Source organism: Caulobacter sp. P1_D6 (genome assembly GCF_056406095.1).
This window is the reverse complement of record NZ_JBFUAW010000051.1, coordinates 1-21,088: the sequence shown is the minus strand read 5'-3', so window position 1 is coordinate 21,088 and position 21,088 is coordinate 1. Positions and strand designations below refer to the sequence as shown.

General features: G+C 66.9%; 20 protein-coding genes and 1 tRNA gene. 11 read left to right on the top strand and 10 right to left on the bottom strand.

Annotation, left to right across the window (positions count from 1 at the left end):
* Positions 1-69 precede the first annotated feature (69 nt).
* Positions 70-879, top strand: coding sequence for an undecaprenyl-diphosphate phosphatase (locus AC1DYP_RS22550; protein WP_477048218.1), 810 nt, complete (start codon positions 70-72; stop codon positions 877-879).
* A gap of 9 nt (positions 880-888) precedes the next feature.
* On the opposite strand, the gene AC1DYP_RS22545 is transcribed toward AC1DYP_RS22550, so the two are convergent.
* Together AC1DYP_RS22545 and AC1DYP_RS22540 are read right to left on the bottom strand one after the other, a co-directional pair.
* A complete protein-coding gene (locus AC1DYP_RS22545; RefSeq protein WP_477048217.1) occupies positions 889-1,389 on the bottom strand; it encodes a YxiG-like protein in 501 nt (166 codons plus the stop codon).
* A 3-nt stretch (positions 1,390-1,392) separates the two neighbouring features.
* Positions 1,393-2,349, bottom strand: coding sequence for a complex I NDUFA9 subunit family protein (locus AC1DYP_RS22540; RefSeq protein ID WP_477048216.1), 957 nt, complete (start codon positions 2,347-2,349; stop codon positions 1,393-1,395).
* Positions 2,350-2,493: 144 nt separating this feature from the next.
* Here AC1DYP_RS22540 and AC1DYP_RS22535 point away from each other — a divergent pair.
* From AC1DYP_RS22535 to ptsN, 9 genes are all read left to right on the top strand, one after another.
* Positions 2,494-2,580 (top strand) — tRNA-Leu (locus AC1DYP_RS22535).
* A gap of 265 nt (positions 2,581-2,845) precedes the next feature.
* On the top strand, positions 2,846-3,463 hold the full coding sequence (locus AC1DYP_RS22530) for a ribonuclease D (protein ID WP_477048215.1): 618 nt from the start codon (positions 2,846-2,848) through the stop codon (positions 3,461-3,463).
* 10 nt (positions 3,464-3,473) lie between these two features.
* Complete coding sequence (gene lptC, locus AC1DYP_RS22525; protein ID WP_477048214.1) at positions 3,474-4,130, top strand: LPS export ABC transporter periplasmic protein LptC; 657 nt, start codon at positions 3,474-3,476, stop codon at positions 4,128-4,130.
* A 107-nt stretch (positions 4,131-4,237) separates the two neighbouring features.
* Entirely contained in the window at positions 4,238-4,750 is a 513-nt protein-coding gene (locus AC1DYP_RS22520; protein WP_477048213.1) for an LptA/OstA family protein, read from the top strand.
* A gap of 18 nt (positions 4,751-4,768) precedes the next feature.
* On the top strand, positions 4,769-5,530 hold the full coding sequence (gene lptB / locus AC1DYP_RS22515; RefSeq protein ID WP_477033888.1) for an LPS export ABC transporter ATP-binding protein: 762 nt from the start codon (positions 4,769-4,771) through the stop codon (positions 5,528-5,530).
* Between the two features lie 282 nt (positions 5,531-5,812).
* Entirely contained in the window at positions 5,813-7,333 is a 1,521-nt protein-coding gene (rpoN, locus tag AC1DYP_RS22510) for an RNA polymerase factor sigma-54 (protein ID WP_477048212.1), read from the top strand.
* Positions 7,334-7,390: 57 nt separating this feature from the next.
* On the top strand, positions 7,391-8,002 hold the full coding sequence (locus AC1DYP_RS22505) for an exopolysaccharide biosynthesis protein (RefSeq protein ID WP_477048211.1): 612 nt from the start codon (positions 7,391-7,393) through the stop codon (positions 8,000-8,002).
* 51 nt (positions 8,003-8,053) lie between these two features.
* A complete protein-coding gene (gene hpf / locus AC1DYP_RS22500; protein ID WP_477033876.1) occupies positions 8,054-8,686 on the top strand; it encodes a ribosome hibernation-promoting factor, HPF/YfiA family in 633 nt (210 codons plus the stop codon).
* 85 nt (positions 8,687-8,771) lie between these two features.
* Positions 8,772-9,242, top strand: a complete 471-nt coding sequence (gene ptsN / locus AC1DYP_RS22495; protein WP_477048210.1) for a PTS IIA-like nitrogen regulatory protein PtsN — start codon at positions 8,772-8,774, stop codon at positions 9,240-9,242.
* Between the two features lie 187 nt (positions 9,243-9,429).
* On the opposite strand, the gene AC1DYP_RS22490 is transcribed toward ptsN, so the two are convergent.
* The 7 genes from AC1DYP_RS22490 to dapB all read right to left on the bottom strand — a co-directional run bounded on the left by AC1DYP_RS22490 (position 9,430) and on the right by dapB (position 15,954).
* Complete coding sequence (locus tag AC1DYP_RS22490; RefSeq protein WP_477048209.1) at positions 9,430-10,035, bottom strand: peptidylprolyl isomerase; 606 nt, start codon at positions 10,033-10,035, stop codon at positions 9,430-9,432.
* A gap of 144 nt (positions 10,036-10,179) precedes the next feature.
* Positions 10,180-10,449 (bottom strand): DUF1150 family protein, encoded by a 270-nt coding sequence (locus AC1DYP_RS22485; protein WP_056443342.1) that lies wholly within the window; start codon positions 10,447-10,449, stop codon positions 10,180-10,182.
* 100 nt (positions 10,450-10,549) lie between these two features.
* A complete protein-coding gene (locus tag AC1DYP_RS22480) occupies positions 10,550-10,975 on the bottom strand; it encodes an Hsp20 family protein (RefSeq protein ID WP_477033880.1) in 426 nt (141 codons plus the stop codon).
* 275 nt (positions 10,976-11,250) lie between these two features.
* Entirely contained in the window at positions 11,251-11,604 is a 354-nt protein-coding gene (locus tag AC1DYP_RS22475; RefSeq protein WP_477033881.1) for a YdbL family probable chaperone protein, read from the bottom strand.
* 13 nt (positions 11,605-11,617) lie between these two features.
* The gene (locus AC1DYP_RS22470) at positions 11,618-11,794 is read right to left on the bottom strand and encodes a YnbE family lipoprotein (protein WP_422182393.1); all 177 of its coding nucleotides are present in this window, start codon (positions 11,792-11,794) and stop codon (positions 11,618-11,620) included.
* A 35-nt stretch (positions 11,795-11,829) separates the two neighbouring features.
* A complete protein-coding gene (locus tag AC1DYP_RS22465; protein ID WP_477048208.1) occupies positions 11,830-15,105 on the bottom strand; it encodes an intermembrane phospholipid transport protein YdbH family protein in 3,276 nt (1,091 codons plus the stop codon).
* A 33-nt stretch (positions 15,106-15,138) separates the two neighbouring features.
* Positions 15,139-15,954 (bottom strand): 4-hydroxy-tetrahydrodipicolinate reductase, encoded by an 816-nt coding sequence (gene dapB, locus AC1DYP_RS22460; protein ID WP_477048207.1) that lies wholly within the window; start codon positions 15,952-15,954, stop codon positions 15,139-15,141.
* A 233-nt stretch (positions 15,955-16,187) separates the two neighbouring features.
* Here dapB and AC1DYP_RS22455 point away from each other — a divergent pair, with 233 nt between their 5' ends.
* Complete coding sequence (locus tag AC1DYP_RS22455) at positions 16,188-18,476, top strand: NADP-dependent malic enzyme (RefSeq protein ID WP_477048206.1); 2,289 nt, start codon at positions 16,188-16,190, stop codon at positions 18,474-18,476.
* Positions 18,477-18,509: 33 nt separating this feature from the next.
* Here the strand turns inward: AC1DYP_RS22455 and AC1DYP_RS22450 are convergent, their stop codons facing one another.
* The gene (locus AC1DYP_RS22450) at positions 18,510-20,021 is read right to left on the bottom strand and encodes a DNA sulfur modification protein DndB (protein WP_477048205.1); all 1,512 of its coding nucleotides are present in this window, start codon (positions 20,019-20,021) and stop codon (positions 18,510-18,512) included.
* Positions 20,022-21,088: the final 1,067 nt, after the last annotated feature.

Here is a 21,088-nt window from a genome sequence, read left to right as displayed (position 1 = left end):
GCATGGCGTTTCGGAGGCCATGCGCCTACAGGCCCAAGGCCCTTAGGGGACCCCTTAGAAGGAGTGACGATGCCGGATTGGCTGATCGCGATCGTGCTGGGCCTGGTCGAGGGCCTGACCGAATTCATCCCCGTCTCGTCGACGGGTCACCTGCTGCTGACCAAGATCGCCCTGGGCCTGACCGATCCGACCTGGGACACCTTCATCGTGCTGATCCAGCTGGGCGCGGTCCTGGCCGTGGTCGCCGTCTATTTCCAGCGCCTGTGGCAAGTGGTGGTCGGCCTGCCGACCAGGCCGGAAGCCCGTCGCTTCGCGCTCAGCGTGATCATCGGCTGCATCCCGGCCTTCGCCGCGGGCCTGGCCCTGCACGGGGTGATCAAGCACTTCTTCGAGAACCCGTTCCTGCCCCAGGTGATCTGCGTGTCGCTGATCATCGGCGGGATCCTGCTGCTGATCGTCGACAAGAAGGCCCCCGCTCCCAAGGAGATGGACGGCATGGCGCTGTCCCTGAAGACCGCCTTCCTGATCGGCCTGTTCCAATGCCTGTCGCTGCTGCCGGGCGTGTCGCGCTCGGGCTCGACCATCGTCGGCTCGATGCTGATCGGCGTGGAGCGCAAGGCCGCCGCCGAGTTCAGCTTCTTCATGGCCATCCCGATCATGGTCGGGGCCTTCGCCCTGGACCTGCTCAAGAGCTACAAGGACATCGACCCCAGCCACGCTGGCACGATCGCCATCGGCTTCGTGGTGTCGTTCCTGTCGGGCCTGGTGGTGGTCAAGACCATGATCGCCTTCATCGGCAAGCGCGGCTTCGCCCCGTTCGCCTGGTGGCGGATCGTGGTGGGGGTCGTTGGGCTGGGCCTGATCTACATCCCGCGCTGAGGCGCGCCGTCAGAGTGGATGGATCGTCTGTTGAATCAGCGACGCGTCGTCGCTGAGCTTCTGCGATCGCACGTCGTGATAGACGAGCCGTAGGCGGAAACGGTCCGTGACAAGACTCATGGCGTACATGGGCTTGTCGAGGCGTCGCGCCCACTCCACCGCCTCAGCGTCCATTTCCGGCGCGGTGAGGCCTGGATAGGCGTCAGACCAGTTCGTTCCCCAGACGTAGCCGTCCAGGTCCTTGGCCCGTTCGTGATCGAGGAACACGTCGTCCCAGGACCGACCCCAGGCGGCGTCGGACACGGCGGTCTCGTAGGTCATCGTCACCACATGGGTGAAGACCAATCTGTGTGTGCCGATATCGCCGCCGAGGGTGTCCTGCACGGTGACGGTGTAATCGCGGCCATGCTCAAGAAAGCCATGGCTTAGAACCGCGAAGTCACACACCGATAGCCACTCGGCGATCATCGCGCCGAGCGGATTGGGCGCCGCAGGCGCCTCGGTGACCACGTTCTAGAACGCCCCCGCCGGGACCTCGGCGTACTGGCCGCCCTTGCGGTAGCGGTAGAGGTAGGACGGGACCACGGCCTCGACGGCGGTCGGGACCACGCCGGCCTCGGCCAGGCCCGGCAGGCCCTTGTCCGCGACATTGTCGGTCTTCAGCGTCTCGACCTGATCGGAGGTCAGCGGCGGGTTGATCGGCGACAGGTCGCCGACCTTGCCGATCCAGCCGGCCGCGAAGAACGGGATCGGGGCCAGCACGCGGTTGCGGGCCGTCTCGACCAGGATGAACTCCATCAGCTCCTTGAAGCTGTAGACGGCCGGGCCGCCCAGCTCGTAGGTCAGCCCCTCGGCGGCCGGGCTGGCGACGGCTTTCGCCACCACCTGGGCCACGTCGCCGACATAGACCGGCTGGAATTTCGTCTCGCCGCCGCCGATCAGCGGCAGGGCGGGGAACAGCGCGGCCATCTGGCCGAACTTATTGAAGAACTTGTCCTCGGCGCCGAACACGATCGACGGGCGGATCACCACCGCGCCCGGGAAGGCCGCGCGGACGGCCGCTTCGCCCTCGGCCTTGGTGCGCTGGTACTTGGACGAGGAATTGACGTCGGCGCCGAGGGCCGAGATCTGCACCAGGCGCTTGACGCCGGCGGCCTTGGCCTGCTCGGCGATGGTCTTGGCGCCCATCACGTGCAGGGTCTGGAACTTCTGCCGGCCGCTTTCCCAAAGGACGCCGACCAGATTGACCACCGCCTCGGCGCCGTCGACCGCGCGGGCCACCGACGGGGCGTTGCGGACATTGGCCTGCACGACCTCGATCTGGCCGACATCGCCCAGCATGCGCATCTTGTAGGCCAGGTTCGGATTGCGCACCGCCACGCGGACGCGATGGCCCGCCTTGGCGAGCTGCCGAACGACCTGGCCGCCGACGAAGCCGGAGCCGCCGAACACCGTGACCAGACCTTGCATAATCAACCTCGTCCTAAACTCGTGAGCCGGGGGATAGACGAGCCGGAGACCAATCGCAACGAAATGCGCAACTAAGCGATTGACGCGGTCAAAACCTTTGCATAAACGTCCCGGCCTCGCGGCGATCCACGGATTGCCCCGCAGGCCCAGGTGGCGGAATTGGTAGACGCGCTGGCTTCAGGTGCCAGTGACTGAAAGGTCGTGGAGGTTCGAGTCCTCTCCTGGGCACCACCCCCTACCAACCTTCGAAAGAAGGTCGGGGTGGCGCCGAAAGAAAACCCAAAATCCAGAATGGCGTTTCGTCCCTTCGGGGACGCGGTCCCCTTGCGCGGGTCATGTCGCGGCGCTCCTCTTACGCGGGATGGGCTGGCGGTCACGCTGGCCAGGCGTTAGATATCCTGTTCATCCGGCCGACAGGGTCGGCGCCCCACTATTCAGGCGCATCGGGAATTCGCAGCGTCCGCGCAACGAGACCGAGGCGCGGAGACGAGAAGACTTGGCCAACTTTCTGCATGAAGGCGACCTTCCGGACGGCGCCTTCGCCGGCGCGACCGCCGTCGCCATCGATTCCGAGACCATGGGCCTGCGCCTGGGCCGCGACCCGCTGTGCGTGGTCCAGCTGTCGTCGGGCGACGGCGACGCCCACGTGGTGCGCCTGGACCGCTCGACCTACGACGCGCCCAACCTCAAGCGCCTGCTGACCGATCCGTCCGTGGTGAAGCTTTTCCACTTCGGCCGCTTCGATATCGCCATGTTCCTGTTGCATCTGGGGGTCATGACGGCTCCCGTGTACTGCACCAAGATCGCCAGCAAGCTGGCCCGCACCTATACCGACCGCCACGGCCTGAAGGACGTGACGCGCGAACTGGTCGGCGTCGAGCTGTCCAAGGTCCAGCAGAGCTCGGACTGGGGCGCGGCGACGCTGACGCCCGAACAGGTCGCCTACGCGGCTTCGGACGTGCTGCATCTCCACGCCCTGCGCGAGCGCCTGGACGCCATGCTGGTCCGCGAAGGCCGCATGGAGCTGGCCAAGGCCGCCTTCGATTATCTTCCCCACCGCGCGGCCCTCGACCTGGCCGGCTGGGAAGACGTCGACATCTTCGCGCACAGCTGAGGCGGGAGGCATGACCACCCTCGAGGCGGATCGGGCGGGATACAGACGGGACCTGCGCCGTTGGCGCGCCCGTTCGCGCCGCGTCAAGCTGGCGCGCGTGGTCCTGCCTGTCGCCATGGCCGCCCTGCTGGCGACGGTGGGCGGCCAGGTGGCCTGGCGCTCGTTCACCGCCGGCGACCGCCGGCCGGCCGAGAACAAGGCGCAGATCCGCATGGTCACGCCGCGCTTCTACGGCCAGTCCAGCGACGGGCGGCCGTTCATCATCACCGCCCGCTCTGCGGTGCGCGACGAAAACGACCTGAAGCGGGTGTTCCTGGACGCCCCGACCCTGACCCTGGGCGTCGGCAGCCCCGCCCCCACCCGCTCGACCGCCGACCGCGGCGTCTATCGGGAGGACACCCTGATGCTCAAGCTGATCGGCAATGTCCGCATGGACGACGGCGCCGGCTACCGCTTCGCCTCGGACGAGGCGCTGGTCGACACCCGCAACGGCAACACCACCGGCGAAACCACGCTTCAAGGCGAAGGTCCAACTGGACAGGTGCAATCCAACGCTTACTCCGTATATGACAAGGGCGACCGCATCATCTTCCGGGGCGGCGTCAAGACACGGATGGACCGGAAGACGGGTGAAGCAGTCCCCGAACCAGGGACGGCTCCGGAATAGACATGAGGACGTGGTTGATGAATCGATGGATGGCGCCGACGGCGATCGCCTTCAGCCTGTTGAGCGGCCCCCTCTTGCCTTTTGGCGGCCTCTTGGGCGGCTCCGCCATGGCTCAGACCGCGGCCGGCGGCAACAACTCCAGCGCGCCGGTGGACATCTCCGCCGACGAGCAGGAGGTCATCAACAGCCAGTGCAAGACCATCTTCCGCGGCGCGGTCGAGGTCCTGCAGGACAAGGCCCGCATGCGGGCCGCGACCATGACCGTCTACAACCGCCGCAAGACGGCCGGTAAGACCACCTCGCCGACCGGCAACGCCGACTGCGGCGACGTCGACCGCGTCGAGGCCGACGGCAACGTCTTCTACGTGACGCCGGAACAGACCGTGCGCGGCGACCACGCCGTCTACGACTACGCCACCGACACCGTCGTGGTGACCGGCGACGTCGTGGCGGTCCAGGGCCAGGACGTGGCCCGGGGCGACCGCATGACGATCAAGACCAAGACCAACGATGTGAAGATGGAATCCAACGCCACGGGTCGCGGCAAGACGCGTGTGCGGGCGGTGCTCTATCCCGACCAGAACAAAGACAAGAAGCCCGCCGCCACGACCAAGCCGTAGGAACCCATGGCGTTTTCGATGCAATCCCTGGGCGTCAACGACGCGGCCTCCTCAGACGGCCTCTTCGTCGACGCCATCGGCAAGTCGTTCGGCGACCGCCCGGTCGTCAAGAGCGTCTCCCTGCGCCTCAAGCGCGGCGAGGTCGCGGGTCTGCTGGGTCCCAACGGGGCCGGCAAGACCACCTGCTTCTACATGATCACCGGCCTGGTCGCCGCCGACTACGGCTCGATCTATCTGGACGGCGAGGACATCACGTCCCAGCCGATGTTCCAGCGCGCCCGCATGGGCGTGGGCTATCTGCCGCAGGAAGCCTCGATCTTCCGGGGCATGACGGTCGAGCAGAACGTCATGGCCGTGGTCGAGATGCGCCAGAAGGACCAGCGCCGGGCGCGCGAGCACGTCACCGAGATCCTGGAAGAGCTGCGGATCACTCACATCCGCAAGTCGCCGGCCGTCGCCCTGTCGGGCGGTGAGCGCCGCCGCGTCGAAATCGCCCGGGCCCTGGCCAGCGAACCCTCGTTCATGCTGCTGGACGAACCGTTCGCGGGCATCGACCCGCTGGCGATCTCCGACATCCGCGAAGTGGTCAGCTACCTGAAGAACCGCGGCATCGGCATCCTGATCACCGACCACAACGTCCGCGAGACGCTGCAGATGGTCGATCGGGCCTCGATCATCCACGCCGGCGAGGTGCTGTTCGAAGGCGCCCCGCAGGAGATCGTCGACAACCCCGAGGTCCGCCGCGTCTATCTCGGCGACAGCTTCGACGAGCGGGTCTAACCGCCCTGCCCGCCTCCACCTTTTAAGTCGAGGCCCGCTGCCTGGGCAAGATTCTGCAGGCCGCGCGTTCCGCGATCCGGAGCGCGCGGACCTCGCGTCGCTGTTTCGGCGCAACGGAAGCCTTTCGATATCAAGGGCTTGGTGCCTGACGCCGAGAAAAACGCAGGTCTCGACGGCCAGATGGTCGCAGTGGCCCGCTTTTTGCTGGCGTTGGCGCCCCGTTAACCAAACTGGCCTTTCAATGGCGATCAACAGGTTCGTTGATTTGCCCAGGAGGGCGCATTGGCTCTCGGCCATCGATTGGAGCTTCGGCAAGGCCAGGGCCTTGTCATCACGCCGCAGCTTCAGCAGGCGATCAAGCTCCTGCAGCTGTCGAACCTCGAACTCGACGCCTTCGTCGAGGCCGAGCTCGAGCGCAATCCCCTGCTGGCGCGCGACGACGGCCCGGTCGAGACCGAACGCGCGCCCGATGAGGCCGTCGAGCGTCCGACCGAGAACCTGGGCCTCGACTCCGTCTCCGACAGCGCCGCCAGCCACCAGATGGACGCCACGCCCGACGACGTCTCGCCCGGCGAGCGCGCCACCGGCGACGGGCCAGGTCCGGACGGGGCCGAAGCCGGGGCCGAACAGGCCGGCGGCCAGATCGACTGGTCGCGCACCGGCGGCGGCGGCAATTTCGAGAGCGACGACAATTACGAAGGCGCCCTGTCGCGCCCCCCGACCCTGGTCGAGCACCTGACCGAGCAACTGGCCGTGGCCGGCCTGTCGCCCGCCCAGAACGTGGTGGCCGGGGTGCTGATCGACGCCGTCGACGAGACCGGCTACCTGCGCGCCGACCTCGAGGAGGTCTCCGAGCGCCTGGGCTGCGAGCTGGCCTTCGTGGAAGGCGTGCTGACCGTCCTGCAGGGCTTCGAGCCGGCCGGCGTCATGGCCCGCGACGTGCGTGAGTGCCTGGCCCTGCAGCTGAAGGACGTCAACCGCTACGACCCCTGCATGGCCGCCCTGCTGGACAACCTCGACTTGCTGGCCAAGCGCGACATGGCGTCCCTGCGCAAGCTCTGCGGCGTCGACGACGAGGACCTGCGCGAGATGGTCGCCGAGATCCGCGCCCTGACCCCTCGCCCCGGCGCGGCCTTCCACAGCGACCCGCCCCAGACCCTGGTGCCCGACGTCCACGTGCGCGAGACGCCCGGCGGCCTGTGGCACGTGGAGCTGAACACCGACACCCTGCCCAAGGTGCTGGTCGACCAGCGCTACCACGCCCGCGTCAGCAAAGGCGCGCGCACCGACCAGGAAAAGACCTTCGTCTCCGACAGCTTCGCCACCGCCAACTGGCTGGTCAAAAGCCTCGACCAGCGGGCCAAGACCATCCTGAAGGTCTCCAGCGAGATCGTCCGCCAGCAGGACGGCTTCCTGGCCTACGGCGTCGAGCACCTGCGTCCGCTGAACCTGAAGACCGTCGCCGACGCCATCGGCATGCACGAATCGACGGTCAGCCGGGTGACCTCCAACAAGTACATCGCCACCCCGCGCGGCGTGTTCGAGTTGAAGTATTTCTTCACCTCGGCGATCCAGTCGTCCGAAGGCGGCGAGGCCCACTCCGCCGCCAGCGTCCGCCACAAGATCAAGGGCCTGGTCGAGGCCGAGAAGACCGAGGCCGACGTCCATTCCGACGACGCCATCGTCGAGATCCTCAAGGAGGCCGGCGTCGACATCGCCCGCCGCACGGTGGCCAAATACCGTGAGGCGCTGCGAATTCCGTCCTCGGTCGAACGGCGGCGCTTGATCAAGGAAACCGCCTGACGTCATGCTGCCGAACGGTCGCGCTACGCGTTTGATCCGCGCGACCTAAGGTAAGACATGACCACCGAGAGCCTGTCCGACGTCATCGAGAGTTTCGGCGAGGACACCCGTCCCGTCCTGACCGTCGGCCAGATGCTGGAGCAGTTCGACAGCCGCGCCTTCGGGGCCATGCTGCTGGTGTTCGGCCTGCTGAACTGCCTGCCCCTGCCCCCGGGCTCGTCGACGATCCTCAGCCTGCCGATCTTGTTGCTGGCCCCGCAGATCGCCTGGGGTTCCGATATTCCCTGGCTGCCGCGCAAGCTGGTCGAGCACCCGCTGAAGCGCGACGACCTGCGCGGGTTGTTCCGTAGGCTGACGCCGATCGTCCGTCGGATGGAGCTGGTCACCCGCCCGCGGCTGGAGATCCTGTTCGGCCCGATCGGCGAGCGGCTGATCGGCGTGGTCTGCACCCTGCTGGCCCTGGTGCTGGTCCTGCCGATCCCGTTGGGCAACCTGGCGCCGGGGGCCACCGTGGCCGTCCTGGCCCTGTCCCTGCTGCAGCGCGACGGCCTTCTGACCCTGCTGGGCTACCTGATGGCCGCGGTCAGCGTGGGCCTGCTGGTGGTCAGCGCCGGGGTCGTGGCGGCGGCGGTCGAGCGCCTCCTGCATATGATTCCGGGGCTGTTTTAAGTCGCTTTTGCGACGCTTGACACCAGACCGAACCGGGCGCGTTGATAGGCCATGCAAGTCCAAATCTCCGGCAAGCATGTCGACGTTGGCGAGGCTCTGCGAGCGCGAGTCTCCGACGAAATCACCCTGAGCATCGGCAAGTATTTCGACCGCGGCGGTGACGCCGATGTCGTGATCAGCAAGGAGGGCTTCGCCTTCCGGGTCGATTGTTCGGTCAAGCTGGCTTCGGGCCAGCAGCTGATCAGCCATGGTTCGGGCGGCGACGCCCATGCGGCCTTCGACGCCGCCCTGGCCAAGATCGAGACGAGGGTCCGACGCTATAAGCGACGATTGAAGAGCCATTCGATCGCCGCCACCGCCAAGCAGGCCGAGAACGCGGCGATGTACGTGCTGCGCGCCCCGGAAGGCGACGAGATCGACGAAGACGACTGGACGGCGGAGGACAGCCACCCCGCCGGCGCGCCTTCCGCCATGATCATCGCCGAAACCCAGTCCTCGCTGAAGATCATGACTGTTTCCATGGCGGTCATGGAACTGGACTTGACCGAGTCCCAGGCAATCGTGTTTAGGAACGCCGCCCACGACGGTTTGTCGGTGGTCTACAGGCGACCTGACGGAAATATCGGCTGGATCGACCCCGAACGCACCAAGTCGCTGAACGGGCACGCACCGGCCGCAAGCTGATCGAACCTCCAGTCGGTCGGCGCGTTTCGGTAGGCCTCTCTGTGGCGACGATGCGCGACGACCGACTGCGAGCGAGTTTCCACCCATGACCATCGGCGATCTACTGGAGCCTGGCGCGGTCACCCTGCGGGTCAGCGCCTCCAACAAGCGTCAGGTTCTCGGCGTCATCGCCGATGTCGCCGCCCGCGTGTTCGGCGTCGACGCCGACGAGACCCTCGAGGGGCTTGTCGAACGTGAAAGCGTGGGCTCGACGGGCGTCGGGCAGGGCGTGGCCATCCCGCATGCCCGCCTGTCCGGCCTGGACCGGGTCCGCGCGGTGTTCATGCGCCTGGAGACGCCGGTGGCGTTCGGGGCCGTGGACGACAAGCCCGTCGACCTGCTGGTGGCGCTGTTCGCGCCCAAGGACGCCGATTCCAGCCACCTGCGCGCCCTGGCCCGCATCTCGCGGCTGATGCGCGAGCCCGACATGCGCGAGCAGCTGCGCAAGGCCCGCTCGGCCGACGCCGTGCACGTGATGCTGACCCAGGCCCACGAGAGCAAGCCCACGGCGGCCTAGGTCGCTGCTGGAGTTCACGACACTTTCTAACCACCGTCATTCCCGCCCTTGTGGCGGGAAGCCCTCTGTCCGCCGCAGGACAGAGGTGTGGCGCGCCAGCGCGCCAAAACGCTTCACCGTCAGCTGAACCAGGGGTTCCCGCCACAAGGGCGGGAATGACGAATTGGGGAGGGGCGAGGGTTCGCCCCTAGACCCGCTTCATGCTCAGGATCTTCACCGGCGGATTCAGCATCTGGCCCTTCATGGCCGGATAGGCCGCTGGGCCGTCGGCCTTCAGGGCCAGGATCTTCTTCACCACATCCAGCCCCTGGACCACGCCGCCGAAAGCCGCGAAGCCCTCGTTGTCGCCGGGCCCGCCCGGATGGGCGTCGAGATAGGGCTGCGGGCTGGCGCAGATGAAGAAGTCGCAGGTTGCGCTGCCCGGCGCGTTGCGGGCCATCGAGATGGTCCCGGCCCGGTGCTTGATCCCGGTCAGCCGGGTGCTCTCGTGGGCGATGGGCGCGTAGCGGCGGACCCGGGCGGGCGGGCCGCCCTGGATCGAGCCGGCGCCTTTGACGCCCTTGGTCTTCGACGCGCGATAGAAGGTCCCGCCGTCGTATTTGTGGGCGTCCACATAGCGCAGGAAATTGGCCGAGGTGATCGGCGCCTTGCCGGTCTCCATCTCGACGACGATCGTCCCGTGATCGGTCTGGATCGCCACGCGGGGTTTAGGCGGGGCCGCCCAAACCGGGCTCGCCATCAGCAGTCCGGCCACGCCCAGCAGGCCACGGCGTCCGATCCTCGCGTCGTTCATGCGTCTTCCTCACCCTGTCGCCCCGGTCTAGTGGTTACGAGTCCTACCGCGCCCGGAGGGGGCGCGTCGACCGGGCGAGGAGAGGCGAGGGAGAGGGAAGGCTCGTCGCCACCGGCCGCGAGGACCGATGGCGATCGAGAGGGCTTAGTGCACCGAGACCGGCGCCAGTTCGTGGGCGAGGGCGGCGGCGACGGCCGCGTCCTTGTCGGTCAGCACGGCCAGGCGGGCGCCGTCGGCGCGGAACACCGCGTAGAGCGTCTGGTCAGGAGAAAGGTCGACCTCGTCGCTGACGCCGACAGGCACGTCGGCCAGGATCTCCGCGGCCTTGATCGGTCGGACATAGACCAGGTCAGGAGCGCCCAAAGCCGCGAAGGCCTCGGCGGAGAAGAACGGGGTAGCGGGGTTCGGTGTCATAAGACCACCTCCTTCGGAAAGGGAACGCCCCGTGGCGCGTCTCGGTTCAGACCGCGACCAGGGATCGTCATGAGAATGCGTCGGCGGGCCGACTTGAGGTTCAGCCCACCGAGCGGATGGGTATGCGGCGGACCAGCCGTTCGGGCTCCGGACGGGCCAGGTCCACGTGCAGCAGGCCGTGTTCGAGCGTGGCGGCCGTGACTTCCATGCCGTCGGCCAGGACGAAGGTCCGCAGGAAGCCGCGGGCGGCGATGCCGCGATGCAGATAGGCCTTGTCGACCTCGGGCTTGCCTTCGCTGTCGCGCCGTCCGGCCACCACCAGCTGGCCGCCTTCGACGGTCACCTGCAGCTGGTCGGGCGAGAAGCCGGCCACGGCCAGGGTGATGCGAACCCCGCCGTCGTCGGACTGTTCGACATTGTAGGGCGGATAGCTCTCGGCGGCGGCCTTGGCCGCGCGCTCGATCAGGTCTCGTGTGTGCTCGAAGCCCAGCAGGAAGGGGCTGTCGAACAGGATCGTCCGGGTCATCGCGAAGTCCTCGCTCAAGCGACTTCGTTCGCGAGGATCAGGCCCGAGATCGGCGCCTGGCCTCGCAACGTGACACTTAGGTGGCGACGCGCGGAGGTGGGTTCAAGGTGGGGCCGGGCAAAGGTCCTCCCCCCGTGGGGGAGGCGGCCGAAGGCCGGTGGGGGGAGTTTTCGGATCATTGATCCGGGGTGCGGCCATCAGCCGATCACTCCCCCCACCGTCGGCTTCGCCGACACCTCCCCCGCGGGGGGAGGGCCCAGAAGGGCCCGACCGCCCTACTTCTTCGTCCAGCCGCCATCCAGCGGCTTCCAGTACTGGCCGGGCGCCAGGCGGGCGTACAGCTGCTTGGCGGTGGCCTGGCCGGCGGCCTCGGGAGTCACGCCGCTCTTGGCGGCGATGTCCTTGTAGGCGGCCGCGCGGCCGGTGTTGATCTCGGCCACGGCGGCGCGCAGGGCCGCGTCGCCGCCCGAGACGACGCCCAGATAGCCGTCGGCCTGCTCGCCCACGGTTCCGGACGCCTTGCCGGCGTCGACGGCCGCCTTGGCGGCGGCTGATTGGGCGAGAACGGGAAGGGCCACAGCGCCCAGCGAGGCGGCGAGGGCCAGGACCGTCATAGTCTTGCGGATCATGTCGGTTCCTCTCTTAGAACAGGTTCGGGTTTTGCTGGATCAGCGACTGGACTTCCTTGTCCAGCCGCACGCGCACGTCGGCGTCCAGCTTGGCGTAGATGTTGATCGGGTCGACCTTGACCCGCACCGTCGGGGTGCACGCCGCCAGGGCGCCCACCGCGAGGAGGGGAAGGATCAGAGCGCGCTTCATGGCGGGTGTCTCCAGTTCTCGGGGAATCTGCGGTTTCAAGGCTGAACCGCATCTGAACGTGGCGCTTGCGTGGCGGGAGGCGAGGGAGCGGGCGTCACGGCCTCGCTTTCCTGCCATCCGCGCCGCCAGGCCGCGATGAGCTCGTCGAAGTTTAACGACGTATCCAGGGTCAGGTCGACCGGCGTCTTGGCCGGCAAGGGAATGCGGCGCTGGAAGGCGCTGCCGTTCAGCAGCTCCATCAGGCCGATCCGGGCCTTTTCGACGATCTTGGGATCGTGCTCGCCCTTGATATGGAACAGCACGCCCAGCCGCCCCTTGTCGGTGCTGCTGACGCCCGCCTCCAGCGTGCTGAAGCTGAGGTTCTCCATCGCCTGGTAGGCGAAGTCCTGGATGGCGTTGACCGGCGCGTCCTTCTTGACGGTCAGCGGATCGTTGGGGTCGACGCCGCCTTGGCCGGCCTGTACGCCGGTCAGGGCCTCGCGGGCGATCGACAGGCGGCCGGGACCGACGGCGTAGACCTTGCCGTCGACGAACTTGAAGCCGGCCGGGCCCGCCTCGAACGGCAGGCGGCCGTCGATCACCGCCTCGACCTTGACCTTGTCGGCCAAGGACGAGCCCGCGACCAGCTGGCCCAGGTCCAGGCCGGCGATGTTGACCACGCCCTTCATCGCGCTCTTGCCGTCCAGCGGCAGGTCCAGCGGCTCCAGGGTGACCTTGCCCTTCGAGGCCTCGAAGGTCGTGGCCTCCAGGTGCAGGGCCTCGGCGCCGAGGGCGAGGCTGGCCCGGACCGACTGGATCGGCACGATGGCGTCGATGCTGTCGATGGTCAGGACCTGGCCGGGCGGACTGGTCAGCGGGGCCAGGCTGTCGAAGACGATCCGCCCCTTCAGTCCGTGGACCTGGCCCAACGGGCTCTTGAAGTTCAGGCCCGTGGTCGAGACCTGGCCTTCGCTGGTCATCACCTCGCCGGCCCAGTGGAAGCTGCCTGTGAAGGCGGCCGGGCCCTCGGCGTCGCGGGCGATCGCGGCCAGGGGCGTCAGGCCCAGCGGCTGCAGGCCGCCCTTGGAGAAGGTCAGCTTCGAGGCGTCGATATCGGCCTGGCCCCGGCCGCTGGCCACGTCGTGACGCAGGGTCATGGTCCCGACCGGGCGGCCGTCCAGCGTCGAGGCGTTCAGCTTGCCGGTCCACTGGCCGCGCGCCAGGTCGACCTCGCCGAGCATGGCGACCGTCTCGAAACGCTTGCCGTCGGGCGAGGCCTCCACGATGCGGCCGCCGGTGACCTTGACCTGGGCGGCGTCGAAGCCCTTGCCGCCGGCGACGAAGCTGGCGGCCGCACCCTCGACCCGGGCCTGGGCGACATTGACCAGGGCCTGGCCGTCCTTGACCTGCCCCGAAGCCCGCCACAGGCCGCCGCTGGCGACGACCAGCGGCTGGGCGGTCGGGCAGAGGGTGAATTTCACGTCGCTGATCGGCGGCTCGCCCATCAGGATCGCCTGGGCGGTCAGGGGCGTGCAGCGGTCCAGCCGGAGCGTCAGACCACCGCCGGCCAGCCGGGCCTGGCCGGCCAGGGTTCCGGCCAGCCCGGACAGGGGCGGGACGTCGAGGGTCCCCGCCACGATCACGTCGCTGGTCAGGCCCGAGGCGTCGGACCGCCAGCGGGGCGCCTTCAAGGTGATGTCGGGCAGGCCGCCGCCGCCCAGGGCGACCACCGCCCGGCCGGCGCCCGCGCCGTCCCGCATCGCGACCAGGGGGCCGCCGGGCGCGCTGAGCACGGCCTTGGCGCCGCCGGCGGCGGTCAGGGCGATGGGGCGGGGCAGGGACAGCGTCGTCTGGCCGCCGGTGATTCCCAGCTTCAGGGCCGGGGCGCTGAGTTCGAAGCCCGAGAGCGCCCTGGCGGCGGCCTGGGCGTAGTCGGGATTGGGCAGGGCGGCGCTGACCCGCGCGGCGTCCGGTCCGCTCATCGCGCCGTCGGCGTCGGCATGGGCGTCCAGGGCCAGGGCGATCCCGTCGGTCCCGACCGAGAACCGGCCCTTGCCGTCGGCCGCCAGGCTGGACAGCACGACCCCGCCCGCCGCCGCCCGGCCCGCGCCCAGGGCCACGGTCAGCGGACCGCTGATCGAGCTGCGTTGGGCGTCCGAGACCAGGGTGACGCTGGACGACTGGACCTCGAGCCCCGTGCGCGACAGGGCCGCGCCCCCGGCCACGGCCCTGTCGGCGTTGGCGCTCAGGCGGGTGCGGGCCGAGCCGCGCACGCCGGACGGATCATAGGTCAGGGCCAGGTTCGACAGGTCGAGGTCGGCGACTACGTCGCGGCTGTCCAACCCCTGCGCGGTCAGGCGCTCGCCCCGGGCGTGGAAGGTGGTCTTACCGGTCAGGCCGCCGCGCTTGAAGTCGCCGCTCAGCAGGCCGGCCACCACCAGATTGGCCTCCAGCCCGCCCAGGCTGGCGGCCTCGACCTCGGCGCCCCGGGCCCTCAGGGCCAGCCGCGCCTCGGCCGGACCGACCATCGAGAGCGTCTTCAGGTCTGGATAGGTCAGGTCGGCCTGCAGCGAGCCTTGGGCCTCGGTCAGGTCCAGCTGGCCGGCGCTGAGGGTCTTGAGCCCCAGCTGGACGTCGACGGTCAGCCGGTCGCCGCGCTTGCGGGCCTTGATCAGGGCGCCGTCGGCCTCGAACGACAGGTCGCGGGTGGCGTAGCGCATGGCGCCCAGCCGGCCGTCGAAGCGCAGCAGCTTGCCGTCGTCCAGGCTGGCGTCGCCGGTCAGGCGGGCCGGGCCGCCGGGCGTGCGCAGCAGCACCCGGGCGTCCTCGATCAGGATCGCCGGGCCGGGCGTGGTCGGCTCGGCCGGCGACTTCAGCGCCGCGTCGATCAGCGGCTGCAGGGTCCCGAAGTTCAGGCCGTTCTGGTCCAGCCGGGCGTTGACGCGGGGCCGCACCAGCCGCACAGCGCGGGTGTTCAGCGCGAACTCGCCGCCGCTCCAGGGCGAGACCAGGTCGTAGGCCACCTCGATCCGCTCGGCCGAGAACACCGGCGCGTTCTTGGGGCCAAGGCGGATCCGGCCCGCGAAGCCGGTGGCGTCCAGGTCGTCGAGGTCGAGCGTCGCCTCGATCCCCTTGTCGTTCAGCCAGGCCAGGGCCAGCTCGCGGCTGATCTCGCGGCGCCCGGCATAGGCCGAGAAACCGATGGCGATGAAGGCCAAGGCGGCCAGGCTCATCGCCTCCAGACCGGCGTCGAGCAGCGCCGCGCGGCGGGACCGCGCCTGCGAGGGCGACTGGGCGTCGGGTTTCGTCTCTGGCGTGGAGGGCTCGGCCATCAGGGCGCACAATGCCGCAAGCTGCGGCGATTGTTAGGCCTTAGTTTCAAAGCCCAGGACATCCTGCATGTCATAGAGGCCTGGCGGCTTTCCCTTGACCCACAAGGCGGCGGCCACCGCGCCCCGCGCGAACAGGCCCCGATCGGTGGCCGAGTGCGACAGGGTCAACACCTCTTCCTCGCCGGCGAAGATCACGCTGTGCTCGCCGATGATGCCGCCGCCGCGCACGACGGAGAAGCCGATGGCTCCCTCCTTGCGCGGTCCGGTGACGCCGTCGCGGCCGCGGTCGGAGACCTGGCCCAGGCCCACGCCGCGCCCGTCGGCCGCCGCCTGGCCCAGCATCAGGGCGGTGCCGGAGGGCGCGTCGATCTTGCGCTTGTGGTGGGCCTCGTAGACCTCGACGTCCCAGTCGCGCGCGGGCAGGGCGGCGGCCGCCTGGCGGACCAGGCCCATCAGCATGTTGACGCCCAGCGAGTAGTTGCCGGACTTGACGATGGCGATCTTGGTCGCCGCCGCCGCGATGCGGGCGTTCTGCTCGTCGGAAAAGCCGGTCGAGCCGATGACCAGGGCCGGCCCGCCCTTCGCGGCGGAGGCCTCGGCCAGGGCCACGGAAGCCTCGGGAATCGTGAAGTCGATGGCCACGTCGGCGGCCTTCAGGGCCTCGTCGCGCTCGACCAACCCCTCGCCCGTCGCTCCGGGACGATCAAATCGTCCGACGACCTTCGCATCCGCGCGCCCGTCCAGCGTCTTCGCCAAGGCCTGGCCCATGCGTCCCAAGGCGCCCGCGAGAGCAATGGTAACGGTACCTTTGGAGGGGCTTTGCGGCGCGGCTAAGTCGTTCTGGCTCAAGGCGATCTCCCGGGGATGACGCGCGCGGTAGTCTCCCGAGACCTCCCCTCAGGTCAAGCCGAATGACAACGCTGGACAGGCCTAATCCCAAGCAGAACAAGCGTTTGCACCCTAAAAACTTCAAGCGCGCGAGGTTGTTAGGGCCCCGCCCGGTCGCTACGGTGCGGCCATATAAGGACGCGTCGCATCGTTCGTCGCCTCCATCACCGTGTGACTAAGCAGGGGAACGCGCCATGAGCGACGCGGAAAAGAAGACCTTCACGGACGAGGAAGCGCTGAACTTCCACCGCTATCCAACCCCCGGGAAGATCGGCGTCGTCGCCACCAAGCCGATGGCCACCCAGCGCGACCTGTCCCTGGCCTACTCTCCCGGCGTCGCCGTGCCGGTCCTGGCCATCGCCAAGGACCCTGACCTGGCCTACGAGTACACCTCCAAGGGCAACCTGGTGGCCGTGATCTCCAACGGCACCGCGATCCTCGGCCTGGGCGATCTCGGCGCGCTCGCCTCCAAGCCGGTGATGGAGGGCAAGTCCGTGCTCTTCAAGCGGTTCGGCGACGTCGACTCCATCGACATCGAGGTCACCAGCAAGGACGCCGACGAGATCATCACGGTGGTCAAGAACATCGGCGTCACGTTCGGCGGCATCAATCTGGAGGACATCAAGAGCCCCGAATGCTTCCGCATCGAGACCGAGCTGCAGGAGCTGCTCGACATCCCGGTGTTCCACGACGACCAGCACGGCACGGCGATCATCTGCGCCGCCGGCCTGATCAACGCCTGCCACATCACCGGCAAGCGCATCGAGGACGTGAAGGTCGTGCTGAACGGCCCCGGCGCGGCCGGCATCGCCTCGCTGGAGCTGATCAAGGCCATGGGCGTCAAGCCCGACAACGTCATCGCCGTCGACTCCAAGGGCGTGCTCTACCAGGGCCGCACCGAGGGCATGAACCAGTGGAAGAGCGCCCACGCGGTCGACACCCCGCTGCGCACCCTGGCCGAGGCGGTGGTCGGCGCCGACGTCCTGCTGGGCCTCTCGGCCAAGGGCGCCTTCACGCCCGAGATGATCGCCAGCATGGCGCCCAATCCGGTCATCTTCGCCATGGCCAATCCCGACCCGGAGATCACCCCCGAAGAGGTCCACGCGATCCGCAAGGACGCGATCATGGGCACCGGCCGCAGCGACTATCCCAACCAGGTCAACAACGTCCTGGGCTTCCCCTACATCTTCCGCGGCGCCCTGGACGTGCGGGCCCGCCGCGTGAACCACGAGATGAAGATCGCCTGCGCCAACGCCCTGGCCATGCTGGCCCGCGAGGACGTGCCCGACGAGGTCGCCGCCGCCTATCACGGCCGCCAGCTGAAGTTCGGCCCGCAGTACATCATCCCCTCGGCCTTCGACCCGCGCCTGATCTGGTACGTGCCGCCGTTCGTGGCCCAGGCCGCCATGGACACCGGCGTCGCCCGCCGCCCGATCGCCGACATGGACGCCTACCGCGCCAGCCTGGCCCAGCGCCTGGATCCCACCGCCGGCTTCCTGCAGAAGATCAGCGGCGCCGTGCTGGCCAACCCCAAGCGCATCGTGTTCGCCGAAGGCGAGGACCCGTCGGTGATCCGCGCCGCCTACGCTTACCAGACCGGCGGCTACGGCAAGGCCATCCTCTGCGGCCGCGAGAACCTGGTGCACGAGAACATGCGCGTCGTGGGCCTGGACCCCGACACCGTGGGCCTGGAGATCGTCAACGCCCGCCTCAGCGACCGCAATCCCGACTATGTCGACGCCCTGTATCTGCGCCTGCAGCGCGAGGGCTACCTCAAGCGCGACGTCCAGCGCCTGATCAACCAGGACCGCAACAGCTTCGCCGCCTCGATGGTCACCCTGGGCGAGGCCGACGGCATGGTCACCGGCGTCACCCGCAGCTTCGACCAGGCCCTGGAAGAGGTGCTGCGCGTCATCGACCCGGCTCCCGGCGGCCGGATCATGGGCATGTCGGTCGTCCTGGCCAAGGGCCGCACGGTCTTCGTGGCCGACACCAACGTCACCGAGCTGCCCGACGCCGACGAACTGGTCGAGATCGCCGTCGAGGCCGCCCGCGCCGTCAAGCGCCTGGGCTTCAAGCCGCGCGTGGCCTTCATGAGCTACTCCACCTTCGGCAACCCGATGGGCGAGCGCTCCGACAAGGTGCGCGAGGCCGTGGCCATGCTCGACGAGATGGACGTCGACTTCGAATACGAGGGCGAAATGCCGCCCGAACTGGCGCTCGACCCGGAAAAGCGCGCCAACTACCCGTTCATGCGCCTGACCGACAGCGCCAACATCCTGGTCATGCCGGCCATCCACTCGGCCTCGATCGCGACCAAGCTGGTGCAGTCGCTAGGGGGCGCGACGGTGATTGGGCCGGTGTTGCTGGGGCTGAGCAAGCAGGTGCAGATCGCGCCGTTGAGCGCGTCGGTGTCGAAGATTCTGAACATGGCGATGATGGCGGCGTACGAGGGGGCGGGGGACGTGGTGGCGGGGGAGTAGGGGGAAGATGCCCCCACGCAGGGGGCATCTCGGTTATTTATCAACTTCACTAAGTATATCGGCGAACATGATTTCGTCTTGAAGCTTGATTAGAGCTTTCCGTTTCGGAAGTCCTAGCTTCCAACGAATCATGTCGCCAAGATGTCGTTGAATGTCATTGTGCTTGGCACCGAACCGCATCAATCCGCTACTTTCATCGAAATTGCCAAGATCCAAGTTGTATCCCGCTTCATCGGGAGTAACTGCGTCCTTTAAGCCGGGACATGATTGCTCTCGCTCTTCAATGCTCATATCGAAGTAACGCCACATCGGATTCGCATGAGAAAAGTCAATGTCACCCTCTTCAAGCGCCGTCAAAAGTCGCTCTAGATGGTTCACATTTTCATCACGGCCATACCCGAAATCGTAGGCAAGTTTTGCTAGGGCCTTGAGAACAACCGGCTGCGCAGCAACAGTAGCCTTTTTTGCCCCCTCTTCACCCCAATATGGGATTTGGGCAATAGCACCCCAAAAGCGACAACCATAATTCTCCTTTGCATTAATATCCGCCGGAGATGCACCATTAATAGTGGTTTTGTTCAGGAAAAGAATCGCATTGATTGATATTAAATCTTTACGGGAAATAACCCCTTCGTCTTTATGCCAATCGTGCGGATTGTCAGAATCAACGACCTTAGCTTTCAGGATATCGTTTCCAAGTAGACGCTCTTTGATAAATCGATTTACGGCATTCGAGTTATCAAATTCGTAAACTAGACCACTCTCAACAGTTTTGCCAAGGTTGTTGAGATCGTGGAAAAGCTGCCGTTCTTGATCAAAGTCCAAACCAAGATGGCACTCAACCACAATAGAGCATGCCGTTCGAGCGATCTCAAACGCCGCCGCCCAGACTTGCATTTCTTCGGGAGTCGGATCTCGCTTATTATCTCCTGAAGGCAGATAAAGCGCTGGTTTGCGAGGATAGCGTCCGTTATTCACAACAGTTTTCAGGAATTCGAAAACCATATGCATGGCAAAACGCCGATGCTGGCCGTCAATTACCCAGAGCACGTGTTTGTCGGAAAGATATACGGTGATAACCCCGCCATTTCGCTCAAACCGGAGCCCATCTCCGCCAAAGCTGCAAGTGCGAATATTTGTCGTGATCGGCTGCATCGAGATATAGGGTTGCGACCCTATTTCCTTCTGGATTCCAATAAGCGTCGGGGAAACCGTCCGCCCCTGCGCTTCTTGCTTGCGGCGCGCTGTGTCGATCAGACCCTTCAGAATAAAAATGGCCAACTTCTTTGCGTGAGTTTCATCAAGCCGCCGTTGCGCAATTGGCAGTTCTCGATGGGCAGGCACAGCTTCTAGATTCGCCTTATTGGCGACCTCTGAAATCTCATAAAACGTTGCCATGGGAACGCTCATTATGAGCGTCCGATTTCCCATGTTGGAACCCACCAAGACATTGAACGGGCGGCCGGAATGATCGCCTTGATCAAGTAGGTCGGTCAGGCTGGTAGTGACAGTGGGCCCAGACTGCCCTAAATTATCAGCGCTCATTCGAATTCCTTCTCCGCTTTAGTGGGTTTGGATGCATGTCGCGCGGCCGTCGGTTTTCCAGACACTCCGGCCGCGCGACACCTTAAGCGTGGATCACCTGTCCACGATCAGGCCCTCCTTTGGGAGCTGTGCCACAGCATCTTTTTCTCCTCTCCACCTGAGATTTGGTTGCACTTTGCCGCCATCGGTTTCCAGACACTCGGCGACATGGAATAACTACGTTCAAGCTACCTGGCGGTCAACAGCTTCGGCCAGGCCATTCGATGAAAAGCGCCAGGTCGTTTGAAATTGTGGCCTGGCCGACACATGTCTAGGCCCAACGTCCCATTCGGCAGATTCATTTTGATTGAGAATCTCTGTGGGGCCCCGCAGCCTCTATTCCCCCTCAGCGGATGACGCCACGTCCTGAAACCCTTGGTGGAATGGGAGCTCTGGGGTCTGACCGTGTCAAGGACGGCGCGCCGCGCCGCCGCGACGCGGTCGCCAGAGGCGATCCTTGACACGGTCAGACCCCAGAGCAGGCTCGCCACCATGGATTTCAGGGCGCGGCCTGGCCGCCGAGGGGCGGTCCGGCGGGGTGCGGGGGTTGGCGATCGCGGCCGGGGACATGCTCTCACGGCCGTGCGTCGGCCGGTTCGCTGGGCGGTCGGGGTGAGTGCGTGTCCCCACCTTGATCCGCTGAGCTTGGGACTAGCCTCAGTCGAGATGAGCCTCTGACGTCGTGGATGACGTTGGGGACACGCACTCACCCGACGCGCCAGGATCGATCTGCAAGGCCTTGCCGTGAGAGCATGTACCCGGATGGCGACTTATCCTCGGCGGTCAGAGAACAAACCCCCACGATTTCAATGCCTTGAACTTTCTCGACCCGAGTTTATCCTCATCTTCCAAACCGCCCGTATCCTGATCTCACCTCGCCGCATGGAAAGGGCGCATGGCCAGCGACCGATGCGGCGGCGGGGGGCGATCGAGCGGGACTGGGCTGGAGGGGGTTACTTCAGCGTGTCCGGGGACTCCCATCGTTGGGGAGCCCGCCCGCCGTCGGCGTCGAACGGGGACAAAGCGCG